Here is a 13,848-nt window from a genome sequence, read left to right as displayed (position 1 = left end):
TACAGCACAACGCTCGCTATTTCATGTTTCAGTTAATTACTCAACGCTTTCAAAACGTTAGGTTAGCAATATTCGCGTTAATTTTAGCCCTAGCACCGCTGACGCATTCAAGTGCTAATGATGAAATTAGCACAAAATATCAGGTAATGGCTGGCTTCTTATTGCAATTACCTAGCTATGTGCAGTGGACAGATAACTCTAGTGAAATTCACTTGTGCTTAGTCGGTGACGATATGTTTGGTGGCTTTATTGATCAGGTACTTGCCGCGAAAGTGGCAAAAGGCGCATCAACTAGCATACAAATTCATCGTATTTCACAAGGCGAGAGCCTTGAACGATGCAATCTTGCTTTTTTTAGTGGTTTGCCAAGTGCTGAATATCTGGCCACACAACAGCGTATATTACTTGTCGGCCAACATGAAGACTTTATCGATACTGGTGGAATGGTGAACTTCTATTTGGCACAAAGCAGGCTAAAATTTGAGATTAATTTAGCCAAAGTCAAGCAGCAAGGGCTAGCAATGAGCTCTCAACTGTTAAAATTAGCGAAAATTACTGGACGATAAAGGAACGAGATTGTGTTGTCAGCAGTGCTAAACAAAATTCGACGTTTATCCATTCGCTATAAGTTGAGCCTTATGATGATGCTTATTAGCATGATTGTGCTAACCAGCTCAACACTGTTTATTTACCGTCACGAAATTAAGCAGATAGAAGCGTCAGAAATTAGTACTGTGCAAATACAGGCATCTTTGATTAGCGCTACGATTGAGTCTGCACTTGCCTTTAACGATCTGCCAACCGTGCGCGATACCCTGCGGTTAATCAACAATAAAAACGGTATTGAATACGTCGCAGTATTACTTGCTGACAATACTTTGTTTGCCGAGTCTGATAAAAATACCCAGCTAAAGCCGGCGACACTAAACCTCAACAATAGCCCAATGATGATGGCAAACTACTTTGATGTGGTTGAGCCAGTAACACTTGAAGGTGAATTGCTTGGGTATGTGTATATTCGCGCCAATGTTGACAAAATTAACGATAAACGAGCGTATTATCAAAAGGTCATTCTGAGCGTTTTGCTCTTGAGTTTACTTTTGACCTACGTGCTTGCACGGCTGTTACAGCGGATTATTACAGTGCCGTTGGCGTCGATGGTGGAGTACGTTGAACAAATAAGTGAGAAAAAAGATTATCAAGGGCGACTTAGCTTAACTAGCCAAGATGAGTTTTCGACCTTAGCAAATGGTTTTAATCATATGCTTGATGTCGTGCAAGAGCGCGAAGACAAGCTAACGCAACACAGTGACAATCTGCAAAAATTAGTCGATGAGCGTACCAAGCAATTGTATACGCAGGCCAATTTTGACTCGTTGACTCAGTTGCCTAATCGCCATTTGTTGATGGCGCGTCTAGATGACGCGATTTCAAGGGCAAAAAGTAACGGCCATCAGCTTGCCGTACTATTTATGGATATTGATCGCTTTAAAATCATCAATGACAGCTTAGGGCATAACGTCGGCGATCAACTATTGCAGAAAATAGCCAGTCGCTTGTCTCGATTAAGCCAGCAAACTTGCAGAAGCTCTGATGTGGTGGCAAGACTTGGTGGTGATGAGTTTGTTTATTTGATTGAGCAGCTGCCTCATGAAGCAGAAGCAACGAATATTGCGCACTTGATTAATGAACTCTTTGCTCAACCAGTTAAACTGCAAGACCGAGAGCTGCACGTTAGCACAAGTGTTGGTGTGGGTATTTACCCCGAACATGGTGAAGATAGCACAACACTGCTGAAAAATGCTGATGCCAGCATGTACTTCGCTAAAGCGAAAGGCCCTGGCAACTATAGTTTGTATAACAAGGACATGAATGTATTGTCGTACAAGCGACTCGAGCTTGAAAATAATCTTCGCAGTGCGGTAGCAAACAACGAATTTTATCTCGTGTATCAGCCTCAGGTATCCCTGAGTAATGGTGGCTATCGAAAAGCAGAAGCCTTGTTGCGCTGGCACAATCCTCAACTTGGCCGAGTTAGCCCTGCTGACTTTATCCCTGTCGCGGAAGAGATTGGTTACATTAATGAACTTGGCAAATGGGTCATTGCGAGTGTTTGCCAACAGCTTAAAAAATGGCGTGAACAAGACATCACCGACTTAGTGGTCGGCATTAATATTTCTTCTAGTCACTTACTCGCGCCTGACTTATATCACTTTATCCAAGCACAAGTGAGCAGAGCTGGGATTGGTTATCATCAGCTAGAGCTAGAAATTACCGAAGACGTATTTTTAGACCATTCAACCACAACCATCACTCAGCTAAAGCGATTACAAGCGCTAGGTATTCGCATTGCCATAGATGACTTTGGTACTGGCTATTCTTCGCTACAGTATTTGAAAAACCTGCCCGTTGATACCTTAAAGCTCGATGGTATGTTTGTGAATGACTTAGAGGAAAACGAGTCAAGTCGCGGGATTGCGTGCTCTACTATTTTGCTTGCCCATAGTTTGAAGTTAAAACTGGTCGCTGAGTGTGTAGAAAACCAAGCACAACTAGATTTTCTCAACAAGCACGGTTGTGATTTTGTGCAGGGCTACTATTTGCATCGACCGCTAACCGCTCAGCAGCTAACCGAAACCTTCCTAGAAAAGTCTTTGCTAACCGAGGCCTAGCAGAAATTCGTGAGAACTGGCAGTGCATGGAAGATTATGCCTGTTAACGAAACTACAAACGTCTATGACCAGTACGCTGTTTTCCTTGATGCTAACAACACTATTTGGTCTATTCACTCGCAGCTTGCATTAGTAGTTCGCGAATATACGTATGCAGTTTGTCTTGGCTTGAACGTTGATGCCATACGGCAATGACATCAAATCCCGGGACTTGTTTGTCTAAGCTAATAATTTTCAACGTTGGATCGGGTAGCAAGCGAGCAGGTATAAATCCACATAAATCACTATGAGCAATACATGCCTTAGCCGCGGTAAATGTTGGTACGGAAAGTACGACATTTCTCGGGTGACCTTGATCGGCAAACCATTTATTGGCTGCGCCACTAAATTCTCCTCTTGAAGGTGACACTACGAGTTGAGGGATCTTTGCGACATCGCTAATGCTCGACTGAACAGCTATATCTTGGTTATCTTTCGAGGCAACACATAAATATTGCTCTTGATAAAGCGTTGCGCTCGGGTAGTTATTCGGTGCAAACATCGGGTTAGTTATTACCAAATCCACCTTGCCGGTAAGCAAACTAGAGTCGATATCATCCAGGCTTAATGTTTTTACTGCCAGCTTCACCTTGGGCGCATGTTTGCGCAATAGGGTAAGAAATTTTGGCAGTATGACGGTTTGCTCAAGATCAGTAGAGCAGATCGTAAATGTTGTACTAATGGTTCTTGGGTCGAACTCTTCTGCGACCAAAAGATCTTCAATGCTCGCCAGTGCTCTAGTCACTTTTACTTGCAGTGATTGCGCGAAAGGCGTTGGCACAACACCATTACTGGTGCGTATAAATAAGCGATCATCAAAATTGTGGCGAAGCTTCTTTAGTTGTTCGCTTACCGCTTGCTGACTGATGCCAAGTTGGTCTGCTACTTTTGACAGGTTGCGCTTTTCCAGTAGTGCTTTGAGCACTTGCAATTGTCGAATATCGATTTTAGATAAAAGATTCACTTGTAACACTAACAGTTAATAGTTGTTTTTAATTGTATCTTGGCGAATCTAAAATTCCATACAAAATTCGCTACAGGAAATAAAATGCAGCATTCCTCATTATTTAGCTCTGTTAATTTAGGGCCATACTCATTACGCAACCGTATTGTACTGCCGCCATTAACCCGTTCTCGCAGCTCACAACCGGGTGATATTCCCAACCAGCTTATGGCGGAATATTACACTCAACGTGCTGGCGCCGGCTTTATGGTTACCGAAGGAACTCAGATTGAACCTCGTGGTCAAGGCTATGCTTGGACACCTGGTATTTATAGTGAAGCCCAAGTTGCTGGCTGGCGCTTAGTGACGGATGCCGTGCACCAAGCTGGTGGCACAATATTCGCGCAGCTTTGGCACGTTGGCCGTGTTTCGCATACATCGCTTCAGCCAAATGGTGATGCGCCTGTCGCACCGTCTGCAATTCGCGCAGATGCGGTAAGCGTTTTCATTGAAACTGCCCCTGGCCAAGGCGCTTTAGCTGAACCAAGCCAACCAAGAGCATTATCGACCAGCGAAGTAGAAGAACTTATTGGCCTATACAAACAAGCAGCGATAAACGCGAAAGCGGCGGGTTTTGACGGTGTTGAATTGCATTGTGCCAATGGTTACCTCGTTAACCAATTTATTTCTGAGCATACCAATCAGCGCACCGATAAATACGGCGGTAGTTTGGAGAATCGATTGCGCTTCTTGAAAGAAATCACTCAAGCGGTTGCTGATGTCATGGGGCCAGATAAAGTCGGCGTTCGCTTTGCGCCATTGTTTGAAAGCACCACTGAAGATAGGGTGTACCTTGGGTTAGTCGAGAGTGATCCACAGCAGACTTATATCGAGGCAGTTAAAACAGTTAACAACATTGGCATAGCTTATGTGTCACTCGCTGAAGCTGACTGGGATGAGGCTTCAGGTTTACCAGAAGCGTTTTACCAAGGTGTTCGAGATAACTTTGACGGCTTGGTGATGTATGCTGGCAAATACACCGCAAAACGAGCGGAGCAAATGTTAGCGAAAAATCTGGGTGATATTTTTGGCTTTGGTCGAGGTTTTATTGCTAACCCCGATTTACCGGCGCGCATCGCCAATAATTGGCCATTAAACCCTGTTGACCCAACAACGATGTACGGTGGTACTGATATCGGTTATACCGATTACCCTGTTTTTAATGAGAACGCTCGTAGCAACAAAGAGCTTGATGCACAAGCCGTGTAAGTTAGTCCGTTCTAACTTAAAAAGTACAAAAAAGGCGAACAATTAAGTTCGCTTTTTTACGTTTAAATTTTTGATATTACTATTTTTTTTAACTCGTTTTTCAGAGCATTTGCTAAGCTGGCTTTTTATCGCCAAGCTTGCGCGCTGCACGCTTTTGCTTAGGACCAATAATAAATTTGTTAATGCTTTGGTGGGCAATGGTCATCACCATGACCAAAACGACAACACCAACAAAGATAGAGCTAAAGCGATAGAGTATTGAGAAGGTCGCATCTTGCTGACCTGGAATAAAGGCGGTTGTCAACGGAACGGAAAATGCCGATGTTGCTGAAAAGCCTATCGCTGATGGGATCATGCCTTTGTTAAATAGCAGGCTAATCACGCCCATCAAAATAGTGAAACCAAGCCAGAATAGCAGTGGGTTGTTTATCCATTTGCCTAGCATTACATGCAGGACAAGTCCCATAATACAACCTAGTGCCGTGCCGATAACACGCACTTTGCCAACGCCAATACCACCTTGCAGACTCAGCGGTGACAGCATGATAACCACTGAAACAAGTACTGGCAGTGAGTCAATCAGATCCATGGTTTGGAAAACAAAGAACAAGCTCATAGCAACTATCCAGCCCATTGCAACTTGTGCAATTTTTTCCGCTTCCGTTTTAGCGGCAAAAGGGTCTTCTTCTGGCGCAGGCTCAGCACCTTTGGGATCAGGAAACAGCCAGTGCGCAAGTAAGTAGTTGAAGACACTAATGAGTGCGATAATCCACATGTTGATATTAAAATCGGTAATATCAAAGTAGTCATAGCTGGCGTAATTAAACACCATAGAGCCAATAAAGATCCCCATAAAACCAAATAAGTAAGTAATTTGGTGCATCATGGCAATGCATTTAATCAGCATAAAGATGGCAACTGCACCAGTGAGTAATAACGGGTGCGCTTGGAATAGCTCGAGAATAATGGTTGCTTCGGCTGAGCCAAAAATGATGGAAAACACCAACATGACAATAAATGGCAGCCCAAATCCTTTCTCTAAGTTAAGCACAAAGGCTGGAATAAGTACGGCCAAGAAGCCGTAGTTCCAGTCAAATATCATGCTCAGTGCCAACCCAAGTGAGCTGACAAACCAAATACGCATTGCTTTCATGCCAATAGCTCCGTCAATACGCGTTAGTAAATGTAGTGATACCAGCTCACTAATTTAATTTGTGCCTTTGCCATCATTGACCAGAAATCGCTATCACTTGGGTAGATGGTCACCGTTGCACGTGAGCCAACGAATAAGCCTGAAGGTAGTTCATCTTCACTGTCAAAGTTCACGCGAATACGCTGCGCATCTCGTACCCAGCGGTTGTTCACTTCAACTTTTGCTAGAGTGCCATCAGGCGCTTGTTGCACGGCTGAGATACCAAAATCTCGGCTTGCTAAGCTAAAGCGATAAATTTTGCCGGGAAAAGCATCAAAGGTAACAAAAGCACTGTTGCCCTGTGCGGTGTTGGCCAACGACTTTTCACGAAAGTCTGCCGTTACCCACATAGTTTCAGTTGGGACAAAGGTTAAGATTGGCTGGTTGGCTCTTGCGATAGTACCTTTTTGTACTTGCAAGTTAGTAACAATACCATCGTTTGGTGCGATAATTTGCGTGTACTGCAAGTCAAGCTCTGCCTGTTCTATGCTATTACGTGCAATTTTAACTGGGGTACTTTGACCGCGTGCTTCACCTAATTGGCTCTCAACGACATTAAGGCTTTCTTGCTCTGCTCTTAGGTTTGCTGAAGCGACTTGCAACGCGGCAAGCGCGTCGTCTAATTGCGCTTTTGAAATTAATGCTTGGTCAAATAATTTTTCAATACGGGTATGTTCAAGCTCAGCGTTATTGTAGGTCGCTTTAGCACGTGCGATTCGCGCTTGTGCTGCTTCACGTTGCGAGTAAAGGGTGTTCTCTTGATCAATGGCCGATTGCAAAGATAGCTTGGCTTTATCCAAGGCAATTTCAAACTTACGGCGGTCAATCGAGATAATAACGTCGCCTTTATTGACCTGCTGGTTGTTGTGAACATGCACGTCAACGACATTACCTGTGATTTCAGGTGATAGCTGAACTACATAGCTTTGTACACGACCTTCACTTGTTAATGGCGCATGGCGATCTGCAACAACAATATATGCAAATAGTAAAATAAATAGGACAATTAATGACCCCATCCAGCGCTTAAACGTTTTTTCAGCAGACAAAACTGTTACCTCAGTTACCAAAATCCCGCGAATTATATATATATTCTCGGTTGTGCAGTAGAATGATAGATAACACACATAAGTGCTAAAAATAGGACAATGAAAGCTAATCTAGACGATATTTACTTATTTTCTCAAACCGTACTGCACGAAGGCATAAGCGCGGCGGCACATGCCAACGGTTTGCAACGCTCGAAGGTCAGTCGTCGATTGCGAATGCTCGAAGAAGCATTGGGCACAGAGTTACTAATTCGTACAACTCGTAACATTGAATTAACAACTCAAGGTAAGGAGTTGTTTGCCTTAACAAAGCAGCCACTTGAGCAAATACTAGATGGTGTGAATGCGCTGACAGGAGATTTAGACGAGCTGTCAGGGAAATTGCGTATTGCGATACCTTCGGCGCTAATGAGTACTAACTTATTCAACAATATATTAACGGAATACATTGAAACGTATCCAGACATTAATATTGAAGTTGAGAATCACCAAGAGGGCGTTGATTTAAAGCGTCAGTCGTTCGATATTCAAGTGCTACCAAGTGTAGTTAAAGTGGCTGACAATAGTTATGTTCAATTTAGTGTGTTGCCATACCGTTGTCACCTTGTTGCATCACCAGACTATTTGGCTCGCCACAATAAAATATCGTCACCGCTTGATTTAAAAGAGCACCGAATTTTAACTAATCGATACAATGCCGACTTGTTAGCCCCACACCTAAATATTGCACTAAAATCTGATGACCTTTATGTGCTTTTGAACATGGCAACATCAGGCACTGGCATAGCGTTTTTACCGAAAGTTAACACGAGAGTACCGATAGAGCAGGGTGTTTTGGTGGAAGTGTTAACGGGGATGAGTTACCCAGAGCAGCATTTAACGCTGATTTATCCTTCTTCGTCATACTTGCCACGAAAAGTGAAAGCGCTAATTGATATTTTCCGTGAGAAATACAGCTAAGCAGTGCCGATGCTAAGTTTAGCGATTCAGCCCTTCACTCAAGCATCAATTAGCGCGATACTGGCTTTAATTAGTATAAATTCAGCCAACAGAAGCGGTTTGCTTGCTCACCAGCGACTCTTTAATCCAATTAAGCTGCTTGATTAATGTGTTGGCAGTGAAAGGTTTAAACATTACGCCGTTAACACCAGCTTTAATAAATAGCTCAACCTCACTGCGCTTATCTTCACAAGTCACTAAAAGTACAGGTATATGCGCTAACGACTCGTTACCTCGTATACGCTGAAGTAATCCGAAACCGTCTAATTTGGGCATATGGTAATCGGTTATGATGACATCATATTGTCGAGCTTTGAGTAAATCTAACGCTTGGATGCCGTTAACCGCTTCTTCGACTTGTTCATAACCGATACTTTTTAGCATACGAATCATTACATGACGCATTGAGTCCATATCATCAACGACTAATATTCGCATTATTCTATTCCCTTTTATTTTTTGCCAATACACAACGACTTATTCAACTATAGCACCAAATATTGCATTGCAAGGGTTTAGTTACCGCTCACTATACAGTCTAACTTTTGACGGCTTGAATACGTTTTTCATACCTAAAATAAGTACATATAGTTGCTGCTCGAATCATAAAATTACAACCGTTATAATGGTTAAGTTTTTCTGATACAAAGAGCTATATTAATGAATCCAATTATCCAAGTTTTACAAACGAATAACATTGCTGAAGATCAAATCAAAGAAATTTTTGCGGAATTAACAACCAACCCTCTAATGGCGATGAATACTATTGCTGCCCTTGGGATCCCACAAGAACAATTACAACCAGTAATGATGCAAGTGATGACCAACCCTGGCTTAATTAAAGAAGCGGTTGAAGAATTGGGATTAGATGTTGAGGCGATGGAAAAAGCAAAACAAGCCTTTAAACAAGGTCAATAAGCGAATAAAAAACTACCTTTTCTATTTTATCACTTCTAAACAAGACAGTTCAGCCAGCTTTAGCTGCTAAAAAAGCTAAGACGATAACATAAACTCGTTGTCGTCTTAGTTATTCTAAGTATTCTTCATACGCGTCGGTTATTGCAATCAAGCGAGCCGGCCAAACCAATTAATCAATCAAATGAGGCAGCTAAAAGTTTTTTCGCTTGCTGACGATCTAAACAGCTAGCCAACGGCTTTTCAGCAAAAGCCTGTTGAGGGATAGACACTTGCTCCGATTCGAACAATTGATTATTCAACTGAACCAGCACGTGACAAGTCACTGTGCTATTTAATTCAGTTTCGGTAAAGCTAAGCTTAACTTCGTTGGCGCGATTAATCAGTTGTTTGTAGGGATAGCCTTGATGACTATAAATCTTCTCTAATTTACTATCATTAGGTGAAGCTAGAAGGCTGGTAGTGATGGATAACAGTACTAGTAGTGTAAAATATTTCATATTTAGCCCCTAAATATTGTTGCTTAAGTAAATGAATTTAAGTGAGTTAGCACTTCTCTCTTTAATTCACTAAAAAGGGCTCCCTTTGTGAATTTAATGCTAGCGCTAACTAATTTGCGACGGTCAAAGTTTGGCCTGTCGAGCCTGGCAAAACAAACGATAATAAGTTAACTTGAGTTAAGTAAATCTTAAGTTGTGGCTGTTGGTTGCTGTAATTAACAGAAAGAATTTTTGCACGAATAGTCGCACGACAAGTCCACTGAAGAGCCGAGCGAAAAGCAGAATAAAAAGCCAGGTTAAAAGTTTGGGTGAAAAGCTAGTTCAAAAGCTTGATGACGAGCAGGTTAGGAAAAATAAAAGAGGATAGGCATGCATATTCCGCTTAAGGCACTTCGTTTTTTTATGTTGGCTGCACAACAAGGTAGCTTTAAAGCAGCGGCAGAGTCTTTATTCGTAACACAAGCGGCGGTAAGCCAGCAAATTAGGCTGTTGGAGGACAGCATTGGCTGTCAGTTATTTGATCGTCACGGAGGTAAAACCGTATTAACAACGCAAGGTGAGTTATTACTGCCTTATATTGTGCAAGGGTTCAATCAATTCGAGCAGGGCCTAGCTAGTCTTAGCCAATCGAGCAACCCGAATGAACTGAGATTAACAACCTTTCATTCACTGACTTCGCTTATCTTAATTCCTAATATTGATCAATTTAATACAGCTCATCCGGAAATTCATATTCAGTTTTCACCCAATAATAAATTGGATGATCTTGCGAGTCAGAATTTAGATATTGCGATCAGGCGAGGTAAAGGTAATTACGTTGGTCTAGAAAGTAGAAAGCTCGTTGATGATGATATTGTGCTTGTTGCAAGCAGCACGCTAATTGGTGAGCAACCACCAAAGGTCGAGCAGATATTATCGATTCCACTGCTAGAAGACACCAGTGATGAATATCAAAAGGCAATCGTACAGTTTTTAGCTAAGTGTAAAATAAACCGTGAGCAACTTAACATAAGCTTAAGAACAAGTGATTCTTTGCCTTTAATACAATACGCACTGGCAGGCAAAGGAATGGCCTTTGTAAGCCGCGCTTTAGTCAGCAACTTTTTAGCCGATGGAACGTTAGTTGAGTTGCTAGATTATCGTTTTGAAACGGAGCACGCTTTGTATTTAGTCGCTCCTAGTCATCATTTTTCATTTGCTAAAGTGCAACACTTTGAACGGTGGATTAATCAGCTTTTTGCTCAATAACACCAACATATCGATATTAAACATGAATTTATAGATAGTACGACTTGTGAAATAAAACGTTAATTTCGTCAATTTAGGCGTAAATCTTAGGTTCAAAATTAACAAGGCAGTTTGATTTTTTTTGATTTAAAAATTTAAAAGCCATTAATTAACAAGATGTTATAAAATTCGTATCAAGAATTAATAAATTAACTTTCACTGTAATATAGTTGTCATAAAAATATGCTAGGTGGTTTTATGGTCTGTTTGATAATATGACTCCATAGATGGTTAACGGAGGTCGATTATGATCAAACATATTCTTGCAGTAGTTACCACAGTCGCAGTGAGTCAGTCAGCAATTGCTGGTAACGACAAAATTTGGAATTGTGTTGATAATGCCACGTTAGCAGCAGACCAAGCTTGTGTTGCTGCAACAATTGCTCAAAACAGTGATAACGCTGAATTTTTTAATCAGCTAGCTAATCAAACATTCGAAACTAAACGTGATGCATTGGCAACGGTAACATATTTTCCGAAACGACAACTTATTGAAGTGAAGTCATTAGAAGACAAAGCGAGTGACGTTATTTTGGTAAGTCGCCGCTAGTATTCGGTTGGCAAAGTTATGAATTTTATATAACGCCATATAAAAGCTGAAAGCACATAAAGCACCTGTCATTGATTTGGCTGGTGCTTTTCTTTTTTATACGCGTATATACTCTCCTATGTCGGATAGAACAAACAAAAATAACGATAAAATAATCATTTATGTGCACTGTGCCGAGTACGTGCGTTAGGTAAGTATGCCGATAAAGTCATTAGCGCACGTAAATCACCGTGAAATGGCTAGGAAATTGAAAAACAATTACGTTATAATCGCGCCCCTGATTATTCACCTAGTTTACGCTTCATGAAGTTTCCCGGTCGCCGACAGCACAAGCATTATTTTCCTGTCGACAATAAAAACCCATTAACCAACCAAGTTAATCATGCCTCGCAATTAGTCAGAAACTATATTGTCGGTATTGATCAAACCCTAGTCGATATTGAAGCAAAAGTAGATCAAGCGTTTTTAGATGAATTTGGTCTGCAGCGCGGTATGTCGCAAGTGATTTCTGATGATGTAACCGAGCGCTTATATAATCGCTTAAAAGATGAAGCCTTAGTGAATTATGAATTTGCTGGCGGTACGATTGCCAACACTATCCATAACTACTCTGTACTAGCAGATGATCGCTCTGTGTTGTTGGGCGTGATGTCAAACAATATTAAAGTCGGTGATTACGCTTACCGCTTTTTAAGTAACACATCTTCTCGTGTTGATTTAAATCATTTGCAACCTGTTGATGGGCCAATCGGTCGTTGCTTTACACTCATTGATGACTCAGGCGAACGTACATTTGGTATTAATGCCGGGTTAATTAACCATTTGCGTCCAGAATCAATTAATGAAGAGTTGATCGCTAATGCATCAGCTTTAGTGATTAGTTCATATTTAATGCGCACCCAGCCCGGCGATACAATGACCGAGGCGGCAATTAAAGCGGTCGAGTGCGCTAATGCAGCTAATGTTCCTGTGGTACTAACACTAGGTACTAAACACCTGATCGAGAAAGAGCCAGAATTCTGGCGAGAGTTTGTGCAAAAGCACGTTAATGTGCTTACCATGAATGAAGAAGAAGCGCTGGCGATTACGGGATATAGCGATCCACTACAAGCGGCTGATTGTTGTTTAGATTGGGTTGATTTAGTTATCTGTACTGCAGGCCCCGAAGGTTTATACATGGCGGGCTATGTAGATGATAAATTCAAACGCGAAACTGAATACCCGCTAATGCCGGGTCATGTGCCAGATTTCAATCGCTATGAATATTCTCGACCAATGCGCTTAAGCGATTGCGAACAGCCAATTCGCATTTACACGCACACTGCCCCTTACATGGGTGGCCCAGACTCGATTAAGAATACCAATGGCGCTGGCGATGCCGCCTTAGCGGCAATTTTGCATGATCTAAGTGCGAATGTTTACCACAAACGCAATGTTGAAAACTCAAGCAAGCATATTCAATCAGCGTTAACTTATTCGTCATTGTCGCAAATGAGTAAATACGCTAACCGCGCAAGTTATGAAGTACTTGTTCAGCACTCGCCTCGTTTATCTCGAGGTTTACCAGAGCGAGAAGATAGCCTAGAGCAAGCTTACTGGGCTAAATAAAACGTATTTTGCTTGTCGAATTAATTAACGCATAAATTGGCGAATAGAAAACGGCAGCTAAAAAGCTGCCGTTTTTTTATGTGCTAAGAGCGTTATTACGTAGCGAGCAGAGCGTCAGTGAAACACCTCATGGCTAAAGGTTAAGTGCATACAGCGACTGACCAATTTTTCAAAGTCATCGTGTGATATTTTAAGTAGGTGTTCGTGATCGCCAGCCTCTAAGTAAACAAAGTCGAGCAGATCAAGCTCGTTATCACACACACTGGTCATATTAAATGCTTCAGCAACTGGCGGTATTGCGCCATGTTCGCAATCACTGAATAATTGATAAACCTCCTGTTCCTTTAATAGTCGATAACTGCCCATAAGCTGATCATTAATCGCCGAAATACTAATTTTGCGATTGGCTGGTAATACTGCCATCACAATGCGATCTTCATGATTTTTTAATAGCACGGCCTTGGCTAAATTTTGCAGCGGTATTTGTGCGCTCATAGCACTGCCAAGCGAACTATTTGAATGGCTATGTTTGATGGTTTGGTAGTCAATTCTCTGATCTGCCAAATAATCCATTAATTTTGTAGAAATAGTCATAGTCACCTCCACAAGTGAACGCGGTAACCTTATTTCAAGTTATGGTCGTTTGTTACCAATTTATATCGTTAAGCTCTATCACTATGTTTTAACTTGAAAGCTAATGCGATGTTTTATGTAATATCACGCACTTTTTGTGAAGATAAGCTTGTCGATAAGCAACAACTGTATGCGATACGCATACTGGCGTAACTTGCTGGCATAATTTGGTTACCTAAACCGAGTATAATT

General features: G+C 41.7%; 14 protein-coding genes. 8 read left to right on the top strand and 6 right to left on the bottom strand.

From position 1 onward, the window contains the following. The first annotated feature begins 23 nt into the window (after positions 1 to 23). The gene (locus ACSLUR_RS14970) at positions 24 to 566 is read left to right on the top strand and encodes a YfiR family protein (protein WP_448555872.1); all 543 of its coding nucleotides are present in this window, start codon (positions 24 to 26) and stop codon (positions 564 to 566) included. A 72-nt stretch (positions 567 to 638) separates the two neighbouring features. Further along, positions 639 to 2,672 (top strand): EAL domain-containing protein, encoded by a 2,034-nt coding sequence (locus ACSLUR_RS14965; RefSeq protein WP_448555870.1) that lies wholly within the window; start codon positions 639 to 641, stop codon positions 2,670 to 2,672. A gap of 109 nt (positions 2,673 to 2,781) precedes the next feature. On the opposite strand, the gene ACSLUR_RS14960 is transcribed toward ACSLUR_RS14965, so the two are convergent. Then, on the bottom strand, positions 2,782 to 3,675 hold the full coding sequence (locus ACSLUR_RS14960; protein ID WP_448555868.1) for a LysR family transcriptional regulator: 894 nt from the start codon (positions 3,673 to 3,675) through the stop codon (positions 2,782 to 2,784). 84 nt (positions 3,676 to 3,759) lie between these two features. On the opposite strand from ACSLUR_RS14960, the gene ACSLUR_RS14955 reads away from it, so the two are divergent. After that, positions 3,760 to 4,923 carry an alkene reductase gene (locus ACSLUR_RS14955; protein ID WP_448555866.1) on the top strand — a complete coding sequence of 388 codons (1,164 nt, stop codon included), beginning with the start codon at positions 3,760 to 3,762 and terminating at the stop codon, positions 4,921 to 4,923. A gap of 112 nt (positions 4,924 to 5,035) precedes the next feature. On the opposite strand, the gene ACSLUR_RS14950 is transcribed toward ACSLUR_RS14955, so the two are convergent. Together ACSLUR_RS14950 and ACSLUR_RS14945 are read right to left on the bottom strand one after the other, a co-directional pair. Further along, entirely contained in the window at positions 5,036 to 6,076 is a 1,041-nt protein-coding gene (locus ACSLUR_RS14950) for a DUF2955 domain-containing protein (protein ID WP_448555864.1), read from the bottom strand. A gap of 23 nt (positions 6,077 to 6,099) precedes the next feature. Then, positions 6,100 to 7,164: an HlyD family secretion protein gene (locus ACSLUR_RS14945; RefSeq protein WP_448555862.1), complete on the bottom strand. Its 1,065-nt coding sequence runs from the start codon at positions 7,162 to 7,164 to the stop codon at positions 6,100 to 6,102. Between the two features lie 99 nt (positions 7,165 to 7,263). On the opposite strand from ACSLUR_RS14945, the gene ACSLUR_RS14940 reads away from it, so the two are divergent. Further along, a complete protein-coding gene (locus tag ACSLUR_RS14940; protein ID WP_448555860.1) occupies positions 7,264 to 8,124 on the top strand; it encodes a LysR family transcriptional regulator in 861 nt (286 codons plus the stop codon). An 81-nt stretch (positions 8,125 to 8,205) separates the two neighbouring features. On the opposite strand, the gene ACSLUR_RS14935 is transcribed toward ACSLUR_RS14940, so the two are convergent. Then, entirely contained in the window at positions 8,206 to 8,601 is a 396-nt protein-coding gene (locus tag ACSLUR_RS14935) for a response regulator (protein ID WP_448555858.1), read from the bottom strand. A gap of 222 nt (positions 8,602 to 8,823) precedes the next feature. On the opposite strand from ACSLUR_RS14935, the gene ACSLUR_RS14930 reads away from it, so the two are divergent. After that, positions 8,824 to 9,081 carry a DUF2999 family protein gene (locus ACSLUR_RS14930; protein ID WP_448555856.1) on the top strand — a complete coding sequence of 86 codons (258 nt, stop codon included), beginning with the start codon at positions 8,824 to 8,826 and terminating at the stop codon, positions 9,079 to 9,081. A gap of 173 nt (positions 9,082 to 9,254) precedes the next feature. Here ACSLUR_RS14930 and ACSLUR_RS14925 read toward each other — a convergent pair whose 3' ends face one another. Then, positions 9,255 to 9,578, bottom strand: a complete 324-nt coding sequence (locus ACSLUR_RS14925) for a hypothetical protein (RefSeq protein WP_448555854.1) — start codon at positions 9,576 to 9,578, stop codon at positions 9,255 to 9,257. A 369-nt stretch (positions 9,579 to 9,947) separates the two neighbouring features. Here ACSLUR_RS14925 and ACSLUR_RS14920 point away from each other — a divergent pair, with 369 nt between their 5' ends. The 3 genes from ACSLUR_RS14920 to ACSLUR_RS14910 all read left to right on the top strand — a co-directional run bounded on the left by ACSLUR_RS14920 (position 9,948) and on the right by ACSLUR_RS14910 (position 13,023). Then, positions 9,948 to 10,826, top strand: coding sequence for a LysR substrate-binding domain-containing protein (locus ACSLUR_RS14920; protein WP_448555852.1), 879 nt, complete (start codon positions 9,948 to 9,950; stop codon positions 10,824 to 10,826). A 286-nt stretch (positions 10,827 to 11,112) separates the two neighbouring features. Further along, on the top strand, positions 11,113 to 11,415 hold the full coding sequence (locus tag ACSLUR_RS14915) for a hypothetical protein (RefSeq protein WP_448555850.1): 303 nt from the start codon (positions 11,113 to 11,115) through the stop codon (positions 11,413 to 11,415). Positions 11,416 to 11,718: 303 nt separating this feature from the next. Continuing rightward, positions 11,719 to 13,023, top strand: a complete 1,305-nt coding sequence (locus ACSLUR_RS14910; protein WP_448555848.1) for an inosine/guanosine kinase — start codon at positions 11,719 to 11,721, stop codon at positions 13,021 to 13,023. Positions 13,024 to 13,137: 114 nt separating this feature from the next. On the opposite strand, the gene ACSLUR_RS14905 is transcribed toward ACSLUR_RS14910, so the two are convergent. Continuing rightward, a complete protein-coding gene (locus tag ACSLUR_RS14905) occupies positions 13,138 to 13,617 on the bottom strand; it encodes an aminoacyl-tRNA deacylase (protein ID WP_116000598.1) in 480 nt (159 codons plus the stop codon). Between the last annotated feature and the right edge of the window lie 231 nt (positions 13,618 to 13,848).

This window comes from Thalassotalea montiporae (genome assembly GCF_053485855.1).
This window is presented reverse-complemented; position numbering and strand designations above follow the sequence as displayed.

What these genes read in the sequence shown, in the direction of transcription:
- ACSLUR_RS14970 (WP_448555872.1), top strand. Translation starts at nt 24, where the DNA reads ATGTTTCAGTTAATTACTCAACGCTTTCAAAACGTTAGGTTAGCAATA.
- ACSLUR_RS14965 (WP_448555870.1), top strand. Translation starts at nt 639, where the DNA reads ATGATGATGCTTATTAGCATGATTGTGCTAACCAGCTCAACACTGTTT.
- ACSLUR_RS14955 (WP_448555866.1), top strand. Translation starts at nt 3,760, where the DNA reads ATGCAGCATTCCTCATTATTTAGCTCTGTTAATTTAGGGCCATACTCA.
- ACSLUR_RS14950 (WP_448555864.1), bottom strand. Translation starts at nt 6,076, where the DNA reads ATGAAAGCAATGCGTATTTGGTTTGTCAGCTCACTTGGGTTGGCACTG.
- ACSLUR_RS14940 (WP_448555860.1), top strand. Translation starts at nt 7,264, where the DNA reads ATGAAAGCTAATCTAGACGATATTTACTTATTTTCTCAAACCGTACTG.
- ACSLUR_RS14935 (WP_448555858.1), bottom strand. Translation starts at nt 8,601, where the DNA reads ATGCGAATATTAGTCGTTGATGATATGGACTCAATGCGTCATGTAATG.
- ACSLUR_RS14930 (WP_448555856.1), top strand. Translation starts at nt 8,824, where the DNA reads ATGAATCCAATTATCCAAGTTTTACAAACGAATAACATTGCTGAAGAT.
- ACSLUR_RS14925 (WP_448555854.1), bottom strand. Translation starts at nt 9,578, where the DNA reads ATGAAATATTTTACACTACTAGTACTGTTATCCATCACTACCAGCCTT.
- ACSLUR_RS14920 (WP_448555852.1), top strand. Translation starts at nt 9,948, where the DNA reads ATGCATATTCCGCTTAAGGCACTTCGTTTTTTTATGTTGGCTGCACAA.
- ACSLUR_RS14915 (WP_448555850.1), top strand. Translation starts at nt 11,113, where the DNA reads ATGATCAAACATATTCTTGCAGTAGTTACCACAGTCGCAGTGAGTCAG.
- ACSLUR_RS14910 (WP_448555848.1), top strand. Translation starts at nt 11,719, where the DNA reads ATGAAGTTTCCCGGTCGCCGACAGCACAAGCATTATTTTCCTGTCGAC.
- ACSLUR_RS14905 (WP_116000598.1), bottom strand. Translation starts at nt 13,617, where the DNA reads ATGACTATTTCTACAAAATTAATGGATTATTTGGCAGATCAGAGAATT.